General features: G+C 71.4%; 15 protein-coding genes and 1 riboswitch. Of the genes, 9 read left to right on the forward strand and 6 right to left on the reverse strand.

Annotated elements, in window-relative coordinates:
• Positions 1-3 precede the first annotated feature (3 nt).
• Positions 4-933 (reverse strand): LLM class F420-dependent oxidoreductase, encoded by a 930-nt coding sequence (locus ACFQ6S_RS35425; protein ID WP_383418883.1) that lies wholly within the window; start codon positions 931-933, stop codon positions 4-6.
• A 119-nt stretch (positions 934-1,052) separates the two neighbouring features.
• Entirely contained in the window at positions 1,053-1,736 is a 684-nt protein-coding gene (locus ACFQ6S_RS35430) for a DUF5995 family protein (protein ID WP_383418885.1), read from the reverse strand.
• 173 nt (positions 1,737-1,909) lie between these two features.
• Here ACFQ6S_RS35430 and ACFQ6S_RS35435 point away from each other — a divergent pair, with 173 nt between their 5' ends.
• The gene (locus ACFQ6S_RS35435) at positions 1,910-3,043 is read left to right on the forward strand and encodes a glycoside hydrolase family 6 protein (RefSeq protein WP_383419031.1); all 1,134 of its coding nucleotides are present in this window, start codon (positions 1,910-1,912) and stop codon (positions 3,041-3,043) included.
• On the opposite strand, the gene ACFQ6S_RS35440 is transcribed toward ACFQ6S_RS35435, so the two are convergent.
• On the reverse strand, positions 3,025-4,434 hold the full coding sequence (locus ACFQ6S_RS35440) for a uracil-xanthine permease family protein (RefSeq protein WP_383418887.1): 1,410 nt from the start codon (positions 4,432-4,434) through the stop codon (positions 3,025-3,027). The genes ACFQ6S_RS35435 and ACFQ6S_RS35440 overlap by 19 nt on opposite strands.
• A 156-nt stretch (positions 4,435-4,590) precedes the next feature.
• On the opposite strand from ACFQ6S_RS35440, the gene ACFQ6S_RS35445 reads away from it, so the two are divergent.
• Positions 4,591-5,049 (forward strand): acyl-CoA thioesterase, encoded by a 459-nt coding sequence (locus ACFQ6S_RS35445; RefSeq protein WP_383418889.1) that lies wholly within the window; start codon positions 4,591-4,593, stop codon positions 5,047-5,049.
• Here ACFQ6S_RS35445 and ACFQ6S_RS35450 read toward each other — a convergent pair.
• Positions 5,009-6,220 (reverse strand): MFS transporter, encoded by a 1,212-nt coding sequence (locus ACFQ6S_RS35450; protein WP_383418891.1) that lies wholly within the window; start codon positions 6,218-6,220, stop codon positions 5,009-5,011. The genes ACFQ6S_RS35445 and ACFQ6S_RS35450 overlap by 41 nt on opposite strands.
• Before the next feature lie 138 nt (positions 6,221-6,358).
• On the opposite strand from ACFQ6S_RS35450, the gene ACFQ6S_RS35455 reads away from it, so the two are divergent.
• Positions 6,359-7,690 (forward strand): ROK family transcriptional regulator, encoded by a 1,332-nt coding sequence (locus ACFQ6S_RS35455; RefSeq protein ID WP_383418893.1) that lies wholly within the window; start codon positions 6,359-6,361, stop codon positions 7,688-7,690.
• A 35-nt stretch (positions 7,691-7,725) separates the two neighbouring features.
• On the opposite strand, the gene ACFQ6S_RS35460 is transcribed toward ACFQ6S_RS35455, so the two are convergent.
• Positions 7,726-8,463 carry an SDR family oxidoreductase gene (locus tag ACFQ6S_RS35460; protein WP_383418895.1) on the reverse strand — a complete coding sequence of 246 codons (738 nt, stop codon included), beginning with the start codon at positions 8,461-8,463 and terminating at the stop codon, positions 7,726-7,728.
• 91 nt (positions 8,464-8,554) lie between these two features.
• Entirely contained in the window at positions 8,555-9,445 is an 891-nt protein-coding gene (locus ACFQ6S_RS35465; protein ID WP_383418897.1) for an RNA polymerase sigma-70 factor, read from the reverse strand.
• Positions 9,446-9,788: 343 nt separating this feature from the next.
• Positions 9,789-9,919, forward strand: a riboswitch (FMN riboswitch).
• A gap of 147 nt (positions 9,920-10,066) precedes the next feature.
• On the opposite strand from ACFQ6S_RS35465, the gene ACFQ6S_RS35470 reads away from it, so the two are divergent.
• Genes ACFQ6S_RS35470 through hisG form a run of 6 tightly spaced genes read left to right on the forward strand, consistent with a single transcriptional unit; the run spans position 10,067 to position 14,405 of the window.
• Entirely contained in the window at positions 10,067-10,684 is a 618-nt protein-coding gene (locus ACFQ6S_RS35470; protein WP_383418899.1) for a riboflavin synthase, read from the forward strand.
• Positions 10,681-11,322 (forward strand): nicotinamide riboside transporter PnuC, encoded by a 642-nt coding sequence (locus tag ACFQ6S_RS35475; protein WP_383418901.1) that lies wholly within the window; start codon positions 10,681-10,683, stop codon positions 11,320-11,322. The genes ACFQ6S_RS35470 and ACFQ6S_RS35475 overlap by 4 nt, the downstream gene beginning before the upstream one ends.
• Positions 11,319-12,677 carry a bifunctional 3,4-dihydroxy-2-butanone-4-phosphate synthase/GTP cyclohydrolase II gene (locus ACFQ6S_RS35480; RefSeq protein ID WP_383418903.1) on the forward strand — a complete coding sequence of 453 codons (1,359 nt, stop codon included), beginning with the start codon at positions 11,319-11,321 and terminating at the stop codon, positions 12,675-12,677. The genes ACFQ6S_RS35475 and ACFQ6S_RS35480 overlap by 4 nt, the downstream gene beginning before the upstream one ends.
• Positions 12,678-12,701: 24 nt before the next feature.
• Positions 12,702-13,187, forward strand: coding sequence for a 6,7-dimethyl-8-ribityllumazine synthase (ribH, locus tag ACFQ6S_RS35485; protein ID WP_003988915.1), 486 nt, complete (start codon positions 12,702-12,704; stop codon positions 13,185-13,187).
• A 34-nt stretch (positions 13,188-13,221) separates the two neighbouring features.
• On the forward strand, positions 13,222-13,494 hold the full coding sequence (locus ACFQ6S_RS35490; protein WP_383418905.1) for a phosphoribosyl-ATP diphosphatase: 273 nt from the start codon (positions 13,222-13,224) through the stop codon (positions 13,492-13,494).
• A gap of 50 nt (positions 13,495-13,544) precedes the next feature.
• The gene (gene hisG, locus ACFQ6S_RS35495; RefSeq protein WP_383418907.1) at positions 13,545-14,405 is read left to right on the forward strand and encodes an ATP phosphoribosyltransferase; all 861 of its coding nucleotides are present in this window, start codon (positions 13,545-13,547) and stop codon (positions 14,403-14,405) included.
• Position 14,406: the final 1 nt, after the last annotated feature.

Here is a 14,406-nt window from a genome sequence, read left to right on the forward strand (position 1 = left end):
CGGTTACAGCCCGGCGGCCCGTACCTTCTCGTACACCTCCGCGGCGACGTCCTTGAGTTCCTGGGCGTCGCGCGCGAGGCCCTGGAGCTCGAAGAAGAACTCGTCGAGCCCGTCCACGGCGTGCGCGGCCAGGTCCTCGACGATCTGGTCGGCGCTGCCCTGGAACGGGGAGCGGTCGGGGCCGTCGTACGCCTTCGCGCTGTACTGGACGTTGACCCGGACCACCGCCTGGATCGGCTCGGTGCGTCCGCGCTCGGCCGCCAGGTCCTGCAACTGCCGCCACTGCGCGGTGAGTTGCTCCGCGCCCATGGCGATCGGCATCCAGCCGTCGAGGCGGTCGACGAGCCGGGTCATGGCCTTCTTGCTGTTGGTGGGCACCAGGATCGGGATCGGCCGGGCGGGCTTGGGCGCGACCACGGCCGAGGCGACCTTGGAGTGCGGGCGGTCGTAGGACACGGGATCCGGGCCCCACACGGCCCGGCACACGTCGATGATCTCGTCGAGGACCTTGCCGCGCTCCTCGAACGGCTCCACGCCCGCCGCCGCGTACTCGTCGAGCGACCAGCCGGTGCCGAAGCCCGCCACGACCCGGCCGCCGCTCGCCGAGTCCAGCGTGGCGAGCGCCTTGGCCAGTTGGAACGGGTTGTGCAGCGGTGCCACCAGGACGCTGGTGCCGAGCCGGGCCCGCTCGGTCGCCGTCACCGCCAGGGTCAGCGTCACCAGGGGGTCCGGGACGCCGCGGTACATCTCGGGCCAAGCCAGCCCTTCGATGCCGTACAGGCCCTGGGTCTGGGGTTCGGGGAACAGGGCCCGCTCATAGACCCACAGGCTCTCGTAGCCGATCCGCTCGGCGGTGCGCGCGACGTCCGGTACGTCACGGCCGATGTCGTACTGCTGTGCTTGAGGGAGGCTGAGCCCCAGCCGAAGGGCCATCCGTACGCTCCTTTGCGTCGGTCGGTCACAGATTCACGACGGGTCGTCACTGACGGTTCAATCGTCAACTTAACTCGGGTACCCGCGTGGGTCAGGTGTACCGCGCGGTGTGGCCGAGATCAGTCCGCCAGTGGCGTGAGCATCATGCGTCCCGCGAACCCCACCGCCGCGTCCAGCCGCTCGGTGAAGTCCTCGGCGACGTCCGGGAGCCGGCGCAGCGCCCACAGCGCCCGGGCCGCCGACCAGGTGGCGTCCCGCGCACGCTCCAGGCTCCACGAGCCGAGCAGATGGGTGAGCGGATCGGCGATCTGAAGCAGATCGGGGCCCGGCATCAGATCTTCGCGGATGCGCTCCTCCAGCGAGACGAGGAGATCACCCACTCGATCGAACTCGTCCTCCAGATCGACGGGTTCGCAGCCGAGGCTACGACAGGCGTCCACCACGGCGAGCGCCAGATCGTGGCCGATGTGCGCGTTGATGCCCGCCAGCGCGAACTGCAACGGTCGTACGCCGGGGTGCCGGCGCATCTGGAACAGGGGCCGCCAGCACGCGGGCGGGCGCCGCTCGTCCTCGGCCGCCACCGCGGCGAGATACCGCTCCGCGAACCGCACGTCCAGCGTGATCGCCGCCCGTGCGTCCGGGAACCGGCCGCCGTCGATGTGCCGGTCGACCGCCTCTGTGACGGCGAGGTAGACGCGGTTGAAGACGGCGACGCCGTCGCGTTCGGGCAGCGTCGCGTCGAGGGCGCGCATACGGAAGACGACCGCGTCCACGGCTGTGGTGAATTGTTCGCATTGCGCCATGGGGGCAATGTCCCAGCTTTAGGCTGGCGGAGTTGTCGGCGGGCCCGGCGCTTCCCCAGAACGGGGGAACGCGCTCGCTGTGGGGGAGGGGGAGCAGGACCGTGCAAGGCTTACGTGCCCAGCGACTGGCCGCACGCAGGGCCGAGCGCAGGAGGTCCGCACGCCGGGGCGCCATGGTCATGGCGGCCTCGGTCGTGGTTGCCGTCGGCGCCGCCACGGGCCTGCTCACCGCGTTCGACGACAGAAGGGGCGCCGACGAGGCCCGCCCGTCCGAGGCCACCGGCTCGCCGAACCTTCGGTACCTGCCGATCCTGCCGTCGGCGTCCCCGTCGGCCACCCGGTCCGCCCCGCCCACCTCCGCTTCGCCGACACCCACTCCGAAGCGGCCCACCCCCACGCCCTCACCGACGAGGACCGAGAGGAAGCAGCAGCCGGCCGTGGTCTCCGCCCGCCTCTACCGCCACCCCGACTCCCAGGTGCTGGAGTGGGTCCGCGACAACCCCGCCGACCCGCGCCACGCCGTCATCGAGTCCAGGATCGCCGCCCAGCCGGCCGCGGTGTGGTTCGCCGACTACACGCCGGACACCATCACCGACCGGGTCCGCGCGGTCACCTCGGGCGGGTCGGCGCTGGGGCGGGTACCGGTGGTCGTGCCCTACGCCATACCGGACCGGGACTGCGGCGGATACTCCGAGGGCGGGGCGCCGAGCCTCGACGCCTACGACGCCTGGATCGACAGGTTCGCCGCCGGGCTGGGCTCCGGTGACGTCATCGTCATCCTGGAGCCCGACTCCGTCGCCCAGTCCGAGTGCCTCTCCGCCGGTGCGCGCGCCGACCGCTTCGCCTCCCTCGCCCGCGCGGGCCGCGCCTTCAAGGAGGCCAACCCCAAGGCGCGCGTCTACTACGACGCCGGGCACTCCGGCTGGAACGCGCCGGGCAAGCAGGCGCAGTGGCTGAAGCAGGCCGGCGCCGCCTCGACCGCCTCCTCCGACGGCGTCTTCAGCAACGTCTCCAACTTCCACGCCACCACCGACGAGATCGCCTACGACCGACAGGTCCTCGACGCCCTCGGCGGGCCGCCGGGCCTGGGCGCCGTCATCGACACGAGCCGCAACGGCGCCGGGGCACCCCCTGACGGGCAGTGGTGCGACCCCGACGGCCGCAAGCTGGGCCGGGCGCCCACCCTCGGCACGGGGGAGGCGCGGATCGACGCCTACCTGTGGGTGAAGCTGCCGGGGGAGTCGGACGGCTGCAAGGGCAGGCCGGGGACCTTCACGGCGTCGTACGCCTATGACTTGGCGCGCTGAGGCGCCTCGTCGGTGTCGCTCTCCTCGTCGTAGGAGGACGTGCCCTCGTCGAGCAGCGGGTGCTGTGTCTTGAGGTGGGCCGGGGCGAACGCCCGCAGCGCGTGATAGCCGGTGATGACGACGAGGGTGCCCAGCGCGATGCCGCTCAGCTCGAAGGTGTCGGTGAACTCCATGGTGACGTTGCCGACGCCGATGATGATGCCCGCCGCGGCCGGCACCAGGTTGAGCGGATTGCGCAGGTCCACCCCGGCGTTGATCCAGATCTGCGCGCCGAGCAGGCCGATCATTCCGTACAGGATCACGGTGATGCCGCCGAGGACGCCGCCCGGGATGGCGGCCACGACCGCGCCGAACTTGGGGCAGACGCCGAAGAGCAGCGCGAAGCCGGCGGCGGCCCAGTAGGCGGCGGTGGAGTAGACGCGGGTCGCGGCCATCACGCCGATGTTCTCGGAGTACGTGGTGTTGGGCGGGCCGCCCACCGCGGTGGAGAGCACCGAGGCGACGCCGTCGGCGGAGATCGCGGTGCCCAGTTCGTCGTCCAGGTTGTCGCCGGTCATCTCGCCGACCGCCTTGACGTGACCGGCGTTCTCGGCGACCAGGGCGATCACGACGGGCAGCGCGACGAGGATCGCCGACCACTGGAAGGACGGGCCGTGCAGATCCGGCAGGCCGATCCAGTCGGCCTTGGCGACTCCGGAGAGGTCGAGCCGCCAGTGGTCGGTGAGCTTGCCGCTCGCGTCCACGGAGTGGATCCTGCCGAAGATCCGGTCGAGGGCCCAGGAGATGCCGTAGCCGAAGACCAGCCCGAGGAAGATCGCGATCCGGGACCAGAAGCCGCGCAGACACACCACCGCAAGGCCGGTGAACAGCATCACCAGCAGTGCCGTCCACTGGTCCTGCGGCCAGTACGTCGAGGCGGTCACCGGGGCGAGGTTGAAGCCGATGAGCATGACCACCGCGCCGGTGACGATCGGCGGCATGGTGGCGTGGATGATCCGCGCCCCGAAGCGCCGCACGGCGAGGCCCACCAGGAAGAGCACGGCGCCGACGACGAGGACCGCGCCGGTCACGGTGGCGCTCGTGCCGCCGTCGGCCCGGATGACCGCGGCCACGCCGACGAAGGAGAGCGAGCAGCCGAGGTAGCTCGGGACCCGGCCGCGGGTGGCGAGCAGGAAGATGACCGTCGCGACGCCCGACATCATGATCGCCAGGTTGGGGTCGAGCCCCATCAGGACCGGCGCCACGAAGGACGCGCCGAACATCGCCACCACATGCTGGGCGCCGAGCCCGACGGTGCGGGGCCAGGAGAGCCGTTCGTCGGGGCGGACGACCGCTCCGGGCGCCGGTGTGCGTCCGTCGCCGTGCAGTTTCCAGCGGACGCCGAGATCCATGGTGCGGTTTCGCTTTCGTCGTGCGGGTGAGTGTCCGGACCATTGTCAGGGACATCAGAGGTCGCGCCGACCGGGGCTGAGCAGGGCCGATCCGAACATGCTGAGCGTCCGCTTAGGATGGGGGCAGTCAACTCGTACGTCCCAGGAGTCCCGCACGTGACCGCCGAAGCCCCGATCGCGCCCGTTCTGTCCTACGGCCGACTCGTCCCCGTCACCGTCCACTTCGACGACCTGGACGCGCTCGGGCTGCTGCACAACGCCCGCTATCCGCTGATGGTCGAGCGGGCCTGGGCCGGGCTGTGGCAGGAGCACGGCTTCCGGTTCGAGGGCGACTGGGTGGCGGCGGGCGACGCCTGCAACGCGGTAAAGGAACTGCGTATCGGCTACGAGGCACCGGTCACCAAGCCCGGCACCTACGCCGTCCACCTCTGGCTGGAGCGGCTCGGCGACACCGGCCTGACCTACGGCTTCCGGTTCTGCTCGGCCGACGGCTCGGTGACCTACGCCCAGGGCGCCCGGGTGCTGGTGCGGCTGGACGCCGGGACGCTGCGGCCGGCCCCGTGGAGCGAGGCCTTCAGGGCCGCGGGTCGGGAACTGCTGCGTCCGGCCGGCTGACCTTCGGGCGGTCGCGGTCACCGGCGCGCAGGACGCGCGCGAACACCACGAGTCCGAAGGCCAGGACCGTGACCAGGCAGAACGACACCATCAGGCTGGTGGCCTGGGCGATCCCGCCGATCGCGCTCGGGGCGATGAGCCCCGAGGTGTAGGTGATCGTCGCGACGCCCGCGATGGCCAGCGAGGGGTTGGGGCCGCTGCGGCCCGCCGCCGCGAAGCACAGCGGGACGACGACCGCGATGCCGAGCCCCAGCAGCGCGAACCCGGCCATCGCCAGGACCGGCTGGTCCGACACGATGATGAGCAGTCCGCCGAGCGTGGCGAGGACGCCGCTGAACCGGACCGTGCGCACGGAGCCGTAGCGGTCCACCACCTTGTCGCCGGCGAGCCGGGCGATCGCCATGGTGAGCGTGAACCCGGTCGTGCACGCGGCCGCGAGACCGGCCGAGGTGTCCAACTGATCCCGCAGATAGACCGCCGACCAGTCCAGGCTCGCCCCCTCCGCGAAGACCGCGCAGAACCCGACCGCGCCGATCAGCAGCGCCGACTTGGGCGGCAGCGCGAAGCGGGGCGGGGGCTCCTCGTCCTCGGCGGGCTGGAGGTCGAGCACCCACTGACAGGCCGCCACACCGAGGAGCGTGAGCGTCGCCGCCGCGAGCGCGTGATGCAGCCGGGCGTCCGAGCCCAGGTGCGCGGCGAGTGTGCCGGCCGCCGAGCCGACCAGGGCGCCCGCGCTCCACATGCCGTGCAGGCCCGACATGATCGAGCGGCCGAGCCGGCTCTCGACCTCGACGCCGAGCGCGTTCATCGCGACGTCCGACATGCCCGCCGTGGCGCCGTACACGAACAGGGCCAGACACAGGGTCAGCAGATTCGGGGCGAGGGCGGGCAGGATCAGGGCGAGCGTCCACAGGGCGATCAGTCCGCGCAGGGCGTTGCGGGCGCCGAAGCGGTGGGTGATGCTGCCCGCGAGCGGCATCGCCACGGACGCGCCCAGCGCGGGGAAGGCGAGTGCGAGCCCCAACTGGCCGGCGCTGACCCCGGCATGGTCCTGAATCCACGGCACGCGCGTCGCGAACGAGCCGGTGACGGCTCCGTGCACGGCGAAGACGGCGGCCACGGCGTACCGGGCCCGCCTCACCTCGCGCAGGTCGTAGACCACCTCACTCATTGTGCGACCCCTCCCGGTCCTCGCTCTGTCCTCGAGCCGCGCGTAAACTATCAGGAACCCTGCCTGATAGATAGAGTCCCTTTACGGCCGCCGAAGCCGCCCGCTCTGCCGGCCTCGCCGATCTGGAAGGATCCCGGCATGCCCGCATCCCCGAGCACCGCCCGGGCCATCAACGACCGGCTCGCCCTGCGTCTGCTCCAGCAGGAGGGCCCGTTGACGGCAGGGCAGTTGAAGCAGCTGACCGGACTGTCCCGGCCGACCGTCGCCGACCTCGTCGAGCGCCTCACCGACGCCGGCCTGATAGCGGTCGTCGGCGAGGCCGGCGAACAGCGGCGGGGTCCGAACGCCAAGCTGTACGGCATCGTGGCCGACCGCGCCCACCTGGCCGCGCTGGACGTCCGTACCGAGGGTGTCTCGGTGGTCGTGTCCGACCTGGTCGGGGCCGTGCTCGCCGAGGCCTCGGTGCCGATCGGCGGCGACATCGGGACCGGGCCCGCCGTGGAGCAGGCGGTGGCGCTGGTGGAGCGGGTCGTGAAGGAGGCGGGAGCGGACCGGCTGCACACGGTGGGTATAGGCGCCCCGGGCCTGATCGACCCGGCGAGCGGCGAACTGCGCGACTCGACGGGCCTGCCCGAATGGCACCGCCGTCTGGTCGCGACCCTCCAGGAACGGCTTCCCGAGGCCCGCGTCAGCGTCGAGAACGAGACCAACCTCGCCGCCCTCGCCGAACAGCGCGACGGCGTGGCCCGGGACCGGGACACCTTCGTGCTGCTGTGGCTCGGACACGGCACGGGCGCGGCCGTGGTCCTCGACGGGGCGCTGCGCCGCGGTGCCTCCGGCGGAACGGGCGAGATCGGCTTCCTGCCGGTGCCGGGGACGACGGGGCTGCCGTCGGCGGTGGACTGCGAGGGCGGGTTTCACTCGCTGGCCGGGTCGGCGGCGATCGTGGAGTTGGCGCGGGCGTACGGGTTCTCCGCCGAGGGCAGGTCCACGCGCGAGCCGGTTGCCGCCGAGGTCGTGAGGGCGGCGGTGGCGCTGGTCGAGGGGCAGGGCGGTGGGGAGGCGGGGGCCGGTTCGCCGGAGCGCGGCGGACCGGGAGCCGAGGACCCAGCCCACCGCAGCTACGACCTGGCGGCGCCGGCCGGCGCGCCGCACCAGATGCCCTCGGCCGCCCCCCGCGACGCCGCTACGGCCGATCGCTTCCTCGATGCCCTCGCCGACCGCCTCGCCATCGGTGCCGCCTCCGTCGTCGCCATCCTCGATCCCGGCTGTGTCGTCCTCGGTGGCGAGGTCGGACAGGCCGGGCGCGAGGTGCTCGCCGCGCGGGTGGAGACGCGGATCCGGCGGATGTCGCCGCTCGTGACCGTCGTACGGCCCAGCAGCCTGGGCGGCGCCGCGGTCCTGCGCGGTGCGCTGCTCACCGCGCGCGACACCGCGCAGAACGAGCTGTTCGCACCACCGGAACGCTGACGGTCACGCGTGTGACATCCGGATCAGGCGCCCGTTCAGACGCCCCGCCCCAGAAACTCCTCGAACGTCCCCTTGCCCACCGCGTGCTCCGGCGCCAGATGCCCGCCCGAGCGGAAGGCCTTGTACGCCTTCCCCCACAGCGGCACGCGCAGCACGAGCCGCCTGCGGCCCTTCGCCTCGAGGTACGCGCGGGCCAGCGAGTCGAAGGTCCGGATCTCCGGGCCGCCCATGTCCGCCACCCGGCCGGCCGGGGCCGCGAGGGCCAGTTCCGCGAGCCGGTCCGCGACCTCCGCCACCTCGACCGGCTGGTCCTTCACGCGTGCAGGCAGCAGCACGACCGGCAGCCTGGACATGGCCCCCAACACCCGCACGACCAGGTCGTGGAACTGGGTCGCGCGCAGCACGGTCCAGCCCAGCCCCGCCTCCTCGACCAGATTCTCCACGGCGAGCTTGGACTTGTAGTAGCCGAACGGCACCTGGTCGACGCCGACGATCGAGATGTAGACCAGATGCCGTACCCCTGCCGTGCGCGCTGCGGCGATCAGATGCCGTGCCGCCTCCTCGTCGCCGCCGCCCTGCGAGGTCGCGCAGTGCACGATCGTGTCCACGCCCGCCATCGCGACGTCCAGACCGGGACCGCCCTTGCGCAGATCGACGGCGTACGGCTGGGCGTGCCGGCTGAGCACCCGTACCTCGTTGCCGCCCGCGCGCAGCCGCTCGCTGACGAGCCGGCCGAGCGTGCCGGTGCCGCCGGTCACCAGGATCGTGGTCATGCTGTTCAGTCCCTTCGGACGCCGGGCACTCCCGAACGGAGCGCCCCTCACCAGCTGAGACCGAGTACCCCACGCGAAATGTGACAGCCGCCTACGCCGTCCGGGCCAGCTGACGGCGTACGAACTCCAACTTGTCCGGGTTCACCACGGCCCACGCCTGCGTGACCAGCCCGTCCCGCAGCTCGAACGCCGTCACCGACATGAGCGTGTCGCCCGCCCATACGGCCGCCGCGGGCGAACCGTTGATCTCCACGACCGTGAACTCCAGGCCGGTCAGGAAGGTCCGCGTCGCGCCCGCCAGGAAACGGAACACCTTGTCCCGGCCCTCGATCGGCCGCCGCGCCGCCGAGACCTTGCCACCGCCGTCGCTCCACCAGATGACGTCCGCCGCCAGCACCTTCTCCAGCCCGGCGAGGTCGCCGTCGCGGGCCGCCGTGAGGAACGACCTGACCAGTTCCTCCCGCCGCTCGGGAGTCGGTTCGAACCGCGTCCCCGGCTCACCCAGCCGCCGCACCGCCCGCCGATGGAGCTGCCGGCTGTTCGCCTCGGTCAGCTCCAGCACCTCGGCGATCTCCCGATGGGCGTACGCGAACGCCTCCCGCAGCACGTACACGGCGCGCTCGGTCGGCGTGAGCCGCTCCAGCAGCACCAGCATCGCCAGGGAGACGGCGTCCCGCCGCTCGGCGGACTCCAGTGGTCCCAGCGTGCCGTCCGAGGTCGCCACCGGCTCCGGCAACCAGGGGCCGACGTACTGCTCGCGCCGCGCCCTGGCCGAGGTCAGCCGGTTGAGACAGAGGTTGGTGACGACCTTGGCGAGCCAGGCCGCCGGACGCTCGATCGTGTCCCGGTCGGCACCGCTGAAGCGCAGATAGGCGTCCTGGACCGTGTCCTCGGCCTCCTCGGCGGAGCCGAGCATGCGATAGGCCAGGCCGAACAGCCGCGGGCGATGGGTCTCGAACTCGTCGGCGGTCGCGGTCGTCATGTCCTCACCCTGCCAGAGCCGCCGCAGGCAGGGATTGGGGGACCCGGCGGCGGGCAAGGGCCGTCGTCACCGCCGCCGGGCCGTCTGCGTGCCCCTGGCTCTCCGTGGGAAGAGGTCGCAGAGGGCGAGGGGGTTCCCGAACCGTCGTCAGTTGCGCTGACCTTAAAGAGGACTAGACCATAGCGTCAATAGGTATGGACCAATCCCAAGGTCGTTCCCGCGCGCGGAAGTTGGGCCGCCCTGAGCTGCCGCGGAAGTCCAGCGCAGCGGCCTGTGAGGCACCCCACAGGATTCGCCCGCATGGACATCGATCAGGCGTGGCACACTGGCCCTGTACCAGAAGCAGCGCACTCCGGGGTCGGTGAAAGTCCGAACCGGCGGTTACAGTCCGCGACCCGGTCGCCTCCAGCGGCCGGTTGACCAGGTGAAATTCCTGGACCGACGGTTAAAGTCCGGATGGGAGGCAGTGCGCGGCGGGCGGGCATTCGTGCGCGCCGCCGTACCGGTTCGTCCTTGAGGCGAGCCCTGTCCGGCGTCGCCCCCGGTGTCCCTGCTCGTACATTCTGTCGTCATCGACAGGCCCCGGAGTCCGTGCCCCTATGTGGCAGGAGGACCCGGGAAGTGTTCACCGGAATCGTCGAAGAGCTGGGCGAGATCACCGCCGTCGAGACCCTCGACGACGCCTGTCGCTTCCGACTGCGCGGCCCCGTCGTCACCGAAGGCGCGAAGCACGGCGACTCCATCGCGGTCAACGGCGTCTGCCTCACGGTCGTCGACCACGAGGGCGACGAGTTCACCGCCGACGTCATGGCCGAGACCCTGAACCGCTCCAGCCTGGGCGTCCTCACCGTCGGCTCCCGCGTCAACCTGGAGCGCCCCACCGCCGTGGGCGCCCGCCTCGGCGGGCACATCGTGCAGGGTCATGTCGACGGCACCGCCGAGGTGCTGGAGCGCAAGCCGTCCGAGAACTGGGAGATCGTGAAGATCTCGCTCCCCGCGGACCTGTCCCGGTACGTCGTCGAGAAGGGCTCCATCACCGTCGACGGCATCAGCCTCACCGTCGTCGACGCTGGCCCCGATTACTTCACCGTCAGCCTGATCCCCACCACCCTCGACCTGACCACGCTCGGCCTCAAGCAGGCCGGCGACCCGGTCAACCTCGAGGTCGACGTCATCGCCAAGTACGTCGAGCGGATGCTGGGCGACCGGCTCTCCTCCGAAGGGGCGACGAACCGGTGAACTCGCTGAACTCCGAGGCCTTCGCCCTGTTCGGCCAGCACATCCTCTGGTCGGACATGGTCGGCAACCTCTTCGGCCTCGCCGCCCTCGCCCTCGGCTGGCGGCGCTCCATATGGACCTGGCCCGTGCAGTTCCTCGCCGGTCTGATCCTCTTCGGCGCCTTCTTCGGCCATCTGACCGGCAGCGCGGGCAAGCAGGCGGTCGTCATGGTCGTCGCGCTGTACGGCTGGTGGCAGTGGCAGCGTGGCAAGGGCCAGGGCGAGGACGGCCACATCGCCGTACGGTTCGCCACCTGGCGCGAGCGCGGAGTCATGGTGGCGGCGGCCGCCGCGGGCACCGTCGCGGTGGCGCTGCTCTTCAAGGCGTACCCGACGCTGTCCTGGGACCCCTGGCCGGACGCCTACATCTTCGTCGGCACCGTCGTCGCCATGTACGCCCAGGCGCGCGGCATGGTCGAGTTCTGGTTCGCCTGGCTGCTCGTCGACCTGGTCGGCGTCCCCCTCAACTTCGCCAACGGCTACGCCTTCTCCGGCTTCGTCTACGTCATCTACGGCGCACTCGTCCTGTGGGGCATGCGCGACTGGTGGCTGCGCTCCCGCAGGGACGCGCGGCCCGTCCTGGAAGGAGCGCCGGCATGACCACGGCACCGATCCTGTACCGAACCGAAGGCGTCGAGGACCTGACGCTCGACCCGATCGAGCAGGCCATCGCCGACATCGCCGCCGGCCGCCCGGTCGTGGTCGTCGACGACGAGGACCGCGAGAACGAGGGCGACCTCGTCATCGCCGCCGAGCACGCGACCCCCGAGATCGTCGCCTTCATGATGAGCGAGTGCCGGGGCCTGATCTGCGCGCCCATGGAGCCGCAAGAGCTGGACCGGCTCGAACTCCCGCAGATGGTCGCGGACAACACCGAGTCGATGAAGACCGCCTTCACCGTGTCCGTGGACGCCTCCGCCGCGCACGGGGTGACCACCGGCATCTCGGCCTCCGACCGCGCGACCACGCTGCAGCTCCTCGCGAGCGGCGAGGCGGAGCCGACGGACCTCGTCCGCCCCGGCCACATCTTCCCGCTGCGCGCCAGGCCCGGCGGCGTCCTCGTCCGCAACGGCCACACCGAGGCCGCCGTCGACCTCGCCCGGCTCGCGGGGCTGCGCCCGGCCGGTGCCATCGTCGAGATCGCCGGCGAGGACGGCGAGATGCTGCGGCTGCCCGAGCTGATCCCGTTCGCCCGCAAGCACGGCCTGACGATCATCTCCATCGAGGACCTGATCGCCCACCTGCGCGACGCCGAGCACCCGAAGCCGGTCGAGCAGCGGACGGCCCGGCACGAGCAGGCTGCGACCGAGGCCACCGTCCGCCGCGAGGCCGAGGTCCATCTGCCCACCGCCCACGGCGCCTTCACGGCGTACGGCTACCGCTCCACCGTCGACGGCGTGGAGCACGTGGCCCTCGTCCACGGCGAGATCGGCGACGGCGAGGACGTCGTCGTGCGCATCCACTCCGAGTGCCTCACCGGCGATGTCTTCCACTCACTGCGCTGCGACTGCGGCCCCCAGCTGGAGTCGGCCCTGGAGCGCATCCAGGCCGAGGGCCGCGGCGTCGTCGTCTACCTGCGCGGACACGAGGGCCGCGGCATCGGCCTGATGTCCAAGCTGCGTGCCTACGAACTCCAGGAGCGCGGCCGCGACACCCTCGACGCCAACCTCGAACTCGGCCTGCCCGCCGACGCCCGCGACTACGGCGCCGGCGCCGAGATCCTGGCCGACCTGGGCGTGCACAGCGTGCGCCTGCTGACCAACAACCCCGACAAGACCGACGCGCTCCTCGCCCACGGCCTCAAGGTCACCGACCGGGAGCCGATGCCCGTACAGGCGGGTGAGCACAACCTGACGTATCTGCGCACCAAGCGGGACCGGATGGGCCACGACCTGCCCTGGCTGGACGAGGCCCCCGAGGCCCCGGCCCCGCTGTCCACCTGCACCAACCAGTAAGAGCACACGAGGAGACTCAAGAACGTGAGCGGCAAGGGCGCACCGGAGCTGTCCGTACGCAATGTGGGCGACCTGCGGGTCGCGGTCATCGCGGCACAGTGGCACGAGAAGGTGATGGATGGTCTGGTGGACGGCGCCCTGCGCGCCCTGCACGACCTGGGGATCGACGAGCCGACCCTCCTGCGGGTCCCCGGCAGCTGGGAGCTCCCGGTGGTCGCCAAGGTCCTCGCGGGCCGCGGCTACGACGCGATCGTGGCCCTCGGGGTCGTCATCCGAGGCGGCACCCCCCACTTCGAGTACGTGTGCCAGGGCGTGACCCAGGGCCTGACCCAGGTCTCCGTCGAGACCGGCGTCCCCGTCGGCTTCGGCGTGCTGACCTGCGACACCGAGGAGCAGGCCCTGGACCGGGCCGGCATCGAGGGCTCGAACGAGGACAAGGGACACGAGGCGGTGACCGCGGCCGTGGCGACGGCGGCGACCCTCCGCTCAGTATCTGAACCCTGGCGCTGACGAAAGCCGTATGTGGCATAGGCTGAGCGTCACCATGTCCAAGAAGACGTTCGAGGAGCTCTTCACCGAGCTCCAGCACAAGGCCGCCCAGGGCGACCCCACCACCTCCCGCACCGCCGAACTCGTCGAGAAGGGCGTCCACGCCATCGGCAAGAAGGTCGTCGAGGAGGCCGCCGAGGTCTGGATGGCCGCCGAGTACGAGGGCAAGGAAGCGGCAGCCGAGGAGATCTCGCAGCTGCTGTACCACGTCCAGGTGATGATGGTCGCGCGCGGCATCTCCCTCGACGACGTCTACGCCCACCTCTGAGCACCAGCAATCCCGCACACCCGCAAGAGCGAACGAAGGAAGCCGACCTCATGCTGCGCATCGCCGTCCCCAACAAGGGTTCCCTGTCCGGCCCTGCGGCGGAGATGCTGCATGAGGCCGGCTACCTGCAGCGGCGCGAGTCCAAGGAACTGCGGATCGTCGACCCCGGGAACGACGTCGAGTTCTTCTACCTCCGCCCCCGCGACATCGCCATCTACGTCGCCTCCGGTCAGCTCGACATCGGCATCACCGGCCGTGACCTGCTGATCGACTCCGACGCCGATGCCGAGGAGATCCTGCCGCTGGGCTTCGCCCGCTCCACCTTCCGTTTCGCCACCAAGCCGGGCACCGTCGGCGACGACCTGGCGGACCTGAAGGGCAAGACGGTCGCCACCTCCTACGAGGGCATCGTCGCCAAGCACCTCGCCGACAACGGCATCGACGCCTCCGTCGTCCACCTCGACGGCGCCGTCGAGACCGCCATCCAGCTCGGTGTCGCCCAGGTCATCGCGGACGTCGTCGAGACCGGCACCTCGCTGCGCAACGCCGGTCTGGAGGTCGTCGGCGAGCCGATCATGAAGTCCGAGGCCGTCGTCATCCGCCGCACCGGCGCGGACACCGAGGACGCCGCCGAGCCGAGGGTCCAGCAGTTCCTGCGCCGCCTCCAGGGCGTCCTGGTGGCCCGGACCTACGTGATGATGGACTACGACTGCCGCGTCGAGCAGCTGGAGAAGGCCGTCGCCCTCACGCCCGGCCTCGAGTCCCCGACCGTCTCCCCGCTGCACAACGAGGGCTGGGTCGCCGTCCGTGCCATGGTCCCGGCCAAGGAAGCCCAACGCATCATGGACGACCTGTACGACATCGGCGCCCGGGCCATCCTGACCACGGCCATCCACGCCTGCCGCCTGTAGA

Source organism: Streptomyces sp. NPDC056479 (genome assembly GCF_042795335.1).
GTDB lineage: Bacteria > Actinomycetota > Actinomycetes > Streptomycetales > Streptomycetaceae > Streptomyces.

Coding starts and splice junctions, on each gene's coding strand:
- ACFQ6S_RS35450 (WP_383418891.1), bottom strand. CDS start 6,220: ATGAGTGAGGTGGTCTACGACCTGCGCGAGGTGAGGCGGGCCCGGTAC.
- ACFQ6S_RS35455 (WP_383418893.1), top strand. CDS start 6,359: ATGCCCGCATCCCCGAGCACCGCCCGGGCCATCAACGACCGGCTCGCC.
- ACFQ6S_RS35440 (WP_383418887.1), bottom strand. CDS start 4,434: ATGGATCTCGGCGTCCGCTGGAAACTGCACGGCGACGGACGCACACCG.
- ACFQ6S_RS35425 (WP_383418883.1), bottom strand. CDS start 933: ATGGCCCTTCGGCTGGGGCTCAGCCTCCCTCAAGCACAGCAGTACGAC.
- ACFQ6S_RS35490 (WP_383418905.1), top strand. CDS start 13,222: ATGTCCAAGAAGACGTTCGAGGAGCTCTTCACCGAGCTCCAGCACAAG.
- ACFQ6S_RS35480 (WP_383418903.1), top strand. CDS start 11,319: ATGACCACGGCACCGATCCTGTACCGAACCGAAGGCGTCGAGGACCTG.
- ACFQ6S_RS35430 (WP_383418885.1), bottom strand. CDS start 1,736: ATGGCGCAATGCGAACAATTCACCACAGCCGTGGACGCGGTCGTCTTC.
- hisG (WP_383418907.1), top strand. CDS start 13,545: ATGCTGCGCATCGCCGTCCCCAACAAGGGTTCCCTGTCCGGCCCTGCG.
- ACFQ6S_RS35435 (WP_383419031.1), top strand. CDS start 1,910: ATGGTCATGGCGGCCTCGGTCGTGGTTGCCGTCGGCGCCGCCACGGGC.
- ACFQ6S_RS35465 (WP_383418897.1), bottom strand. CDS start 9,445: ATGACGACCGCGACCGCCGACGAGTTCGAGACCCATCGCCCGCGGCTG.
- ACFQ6S_RS35460 (WP_383418895.1), bottom strand. CDS start 8,463: ATGACCACGATCCTGGTGACCGGCGGCACCGGCACGCTCGGCCGGCTC.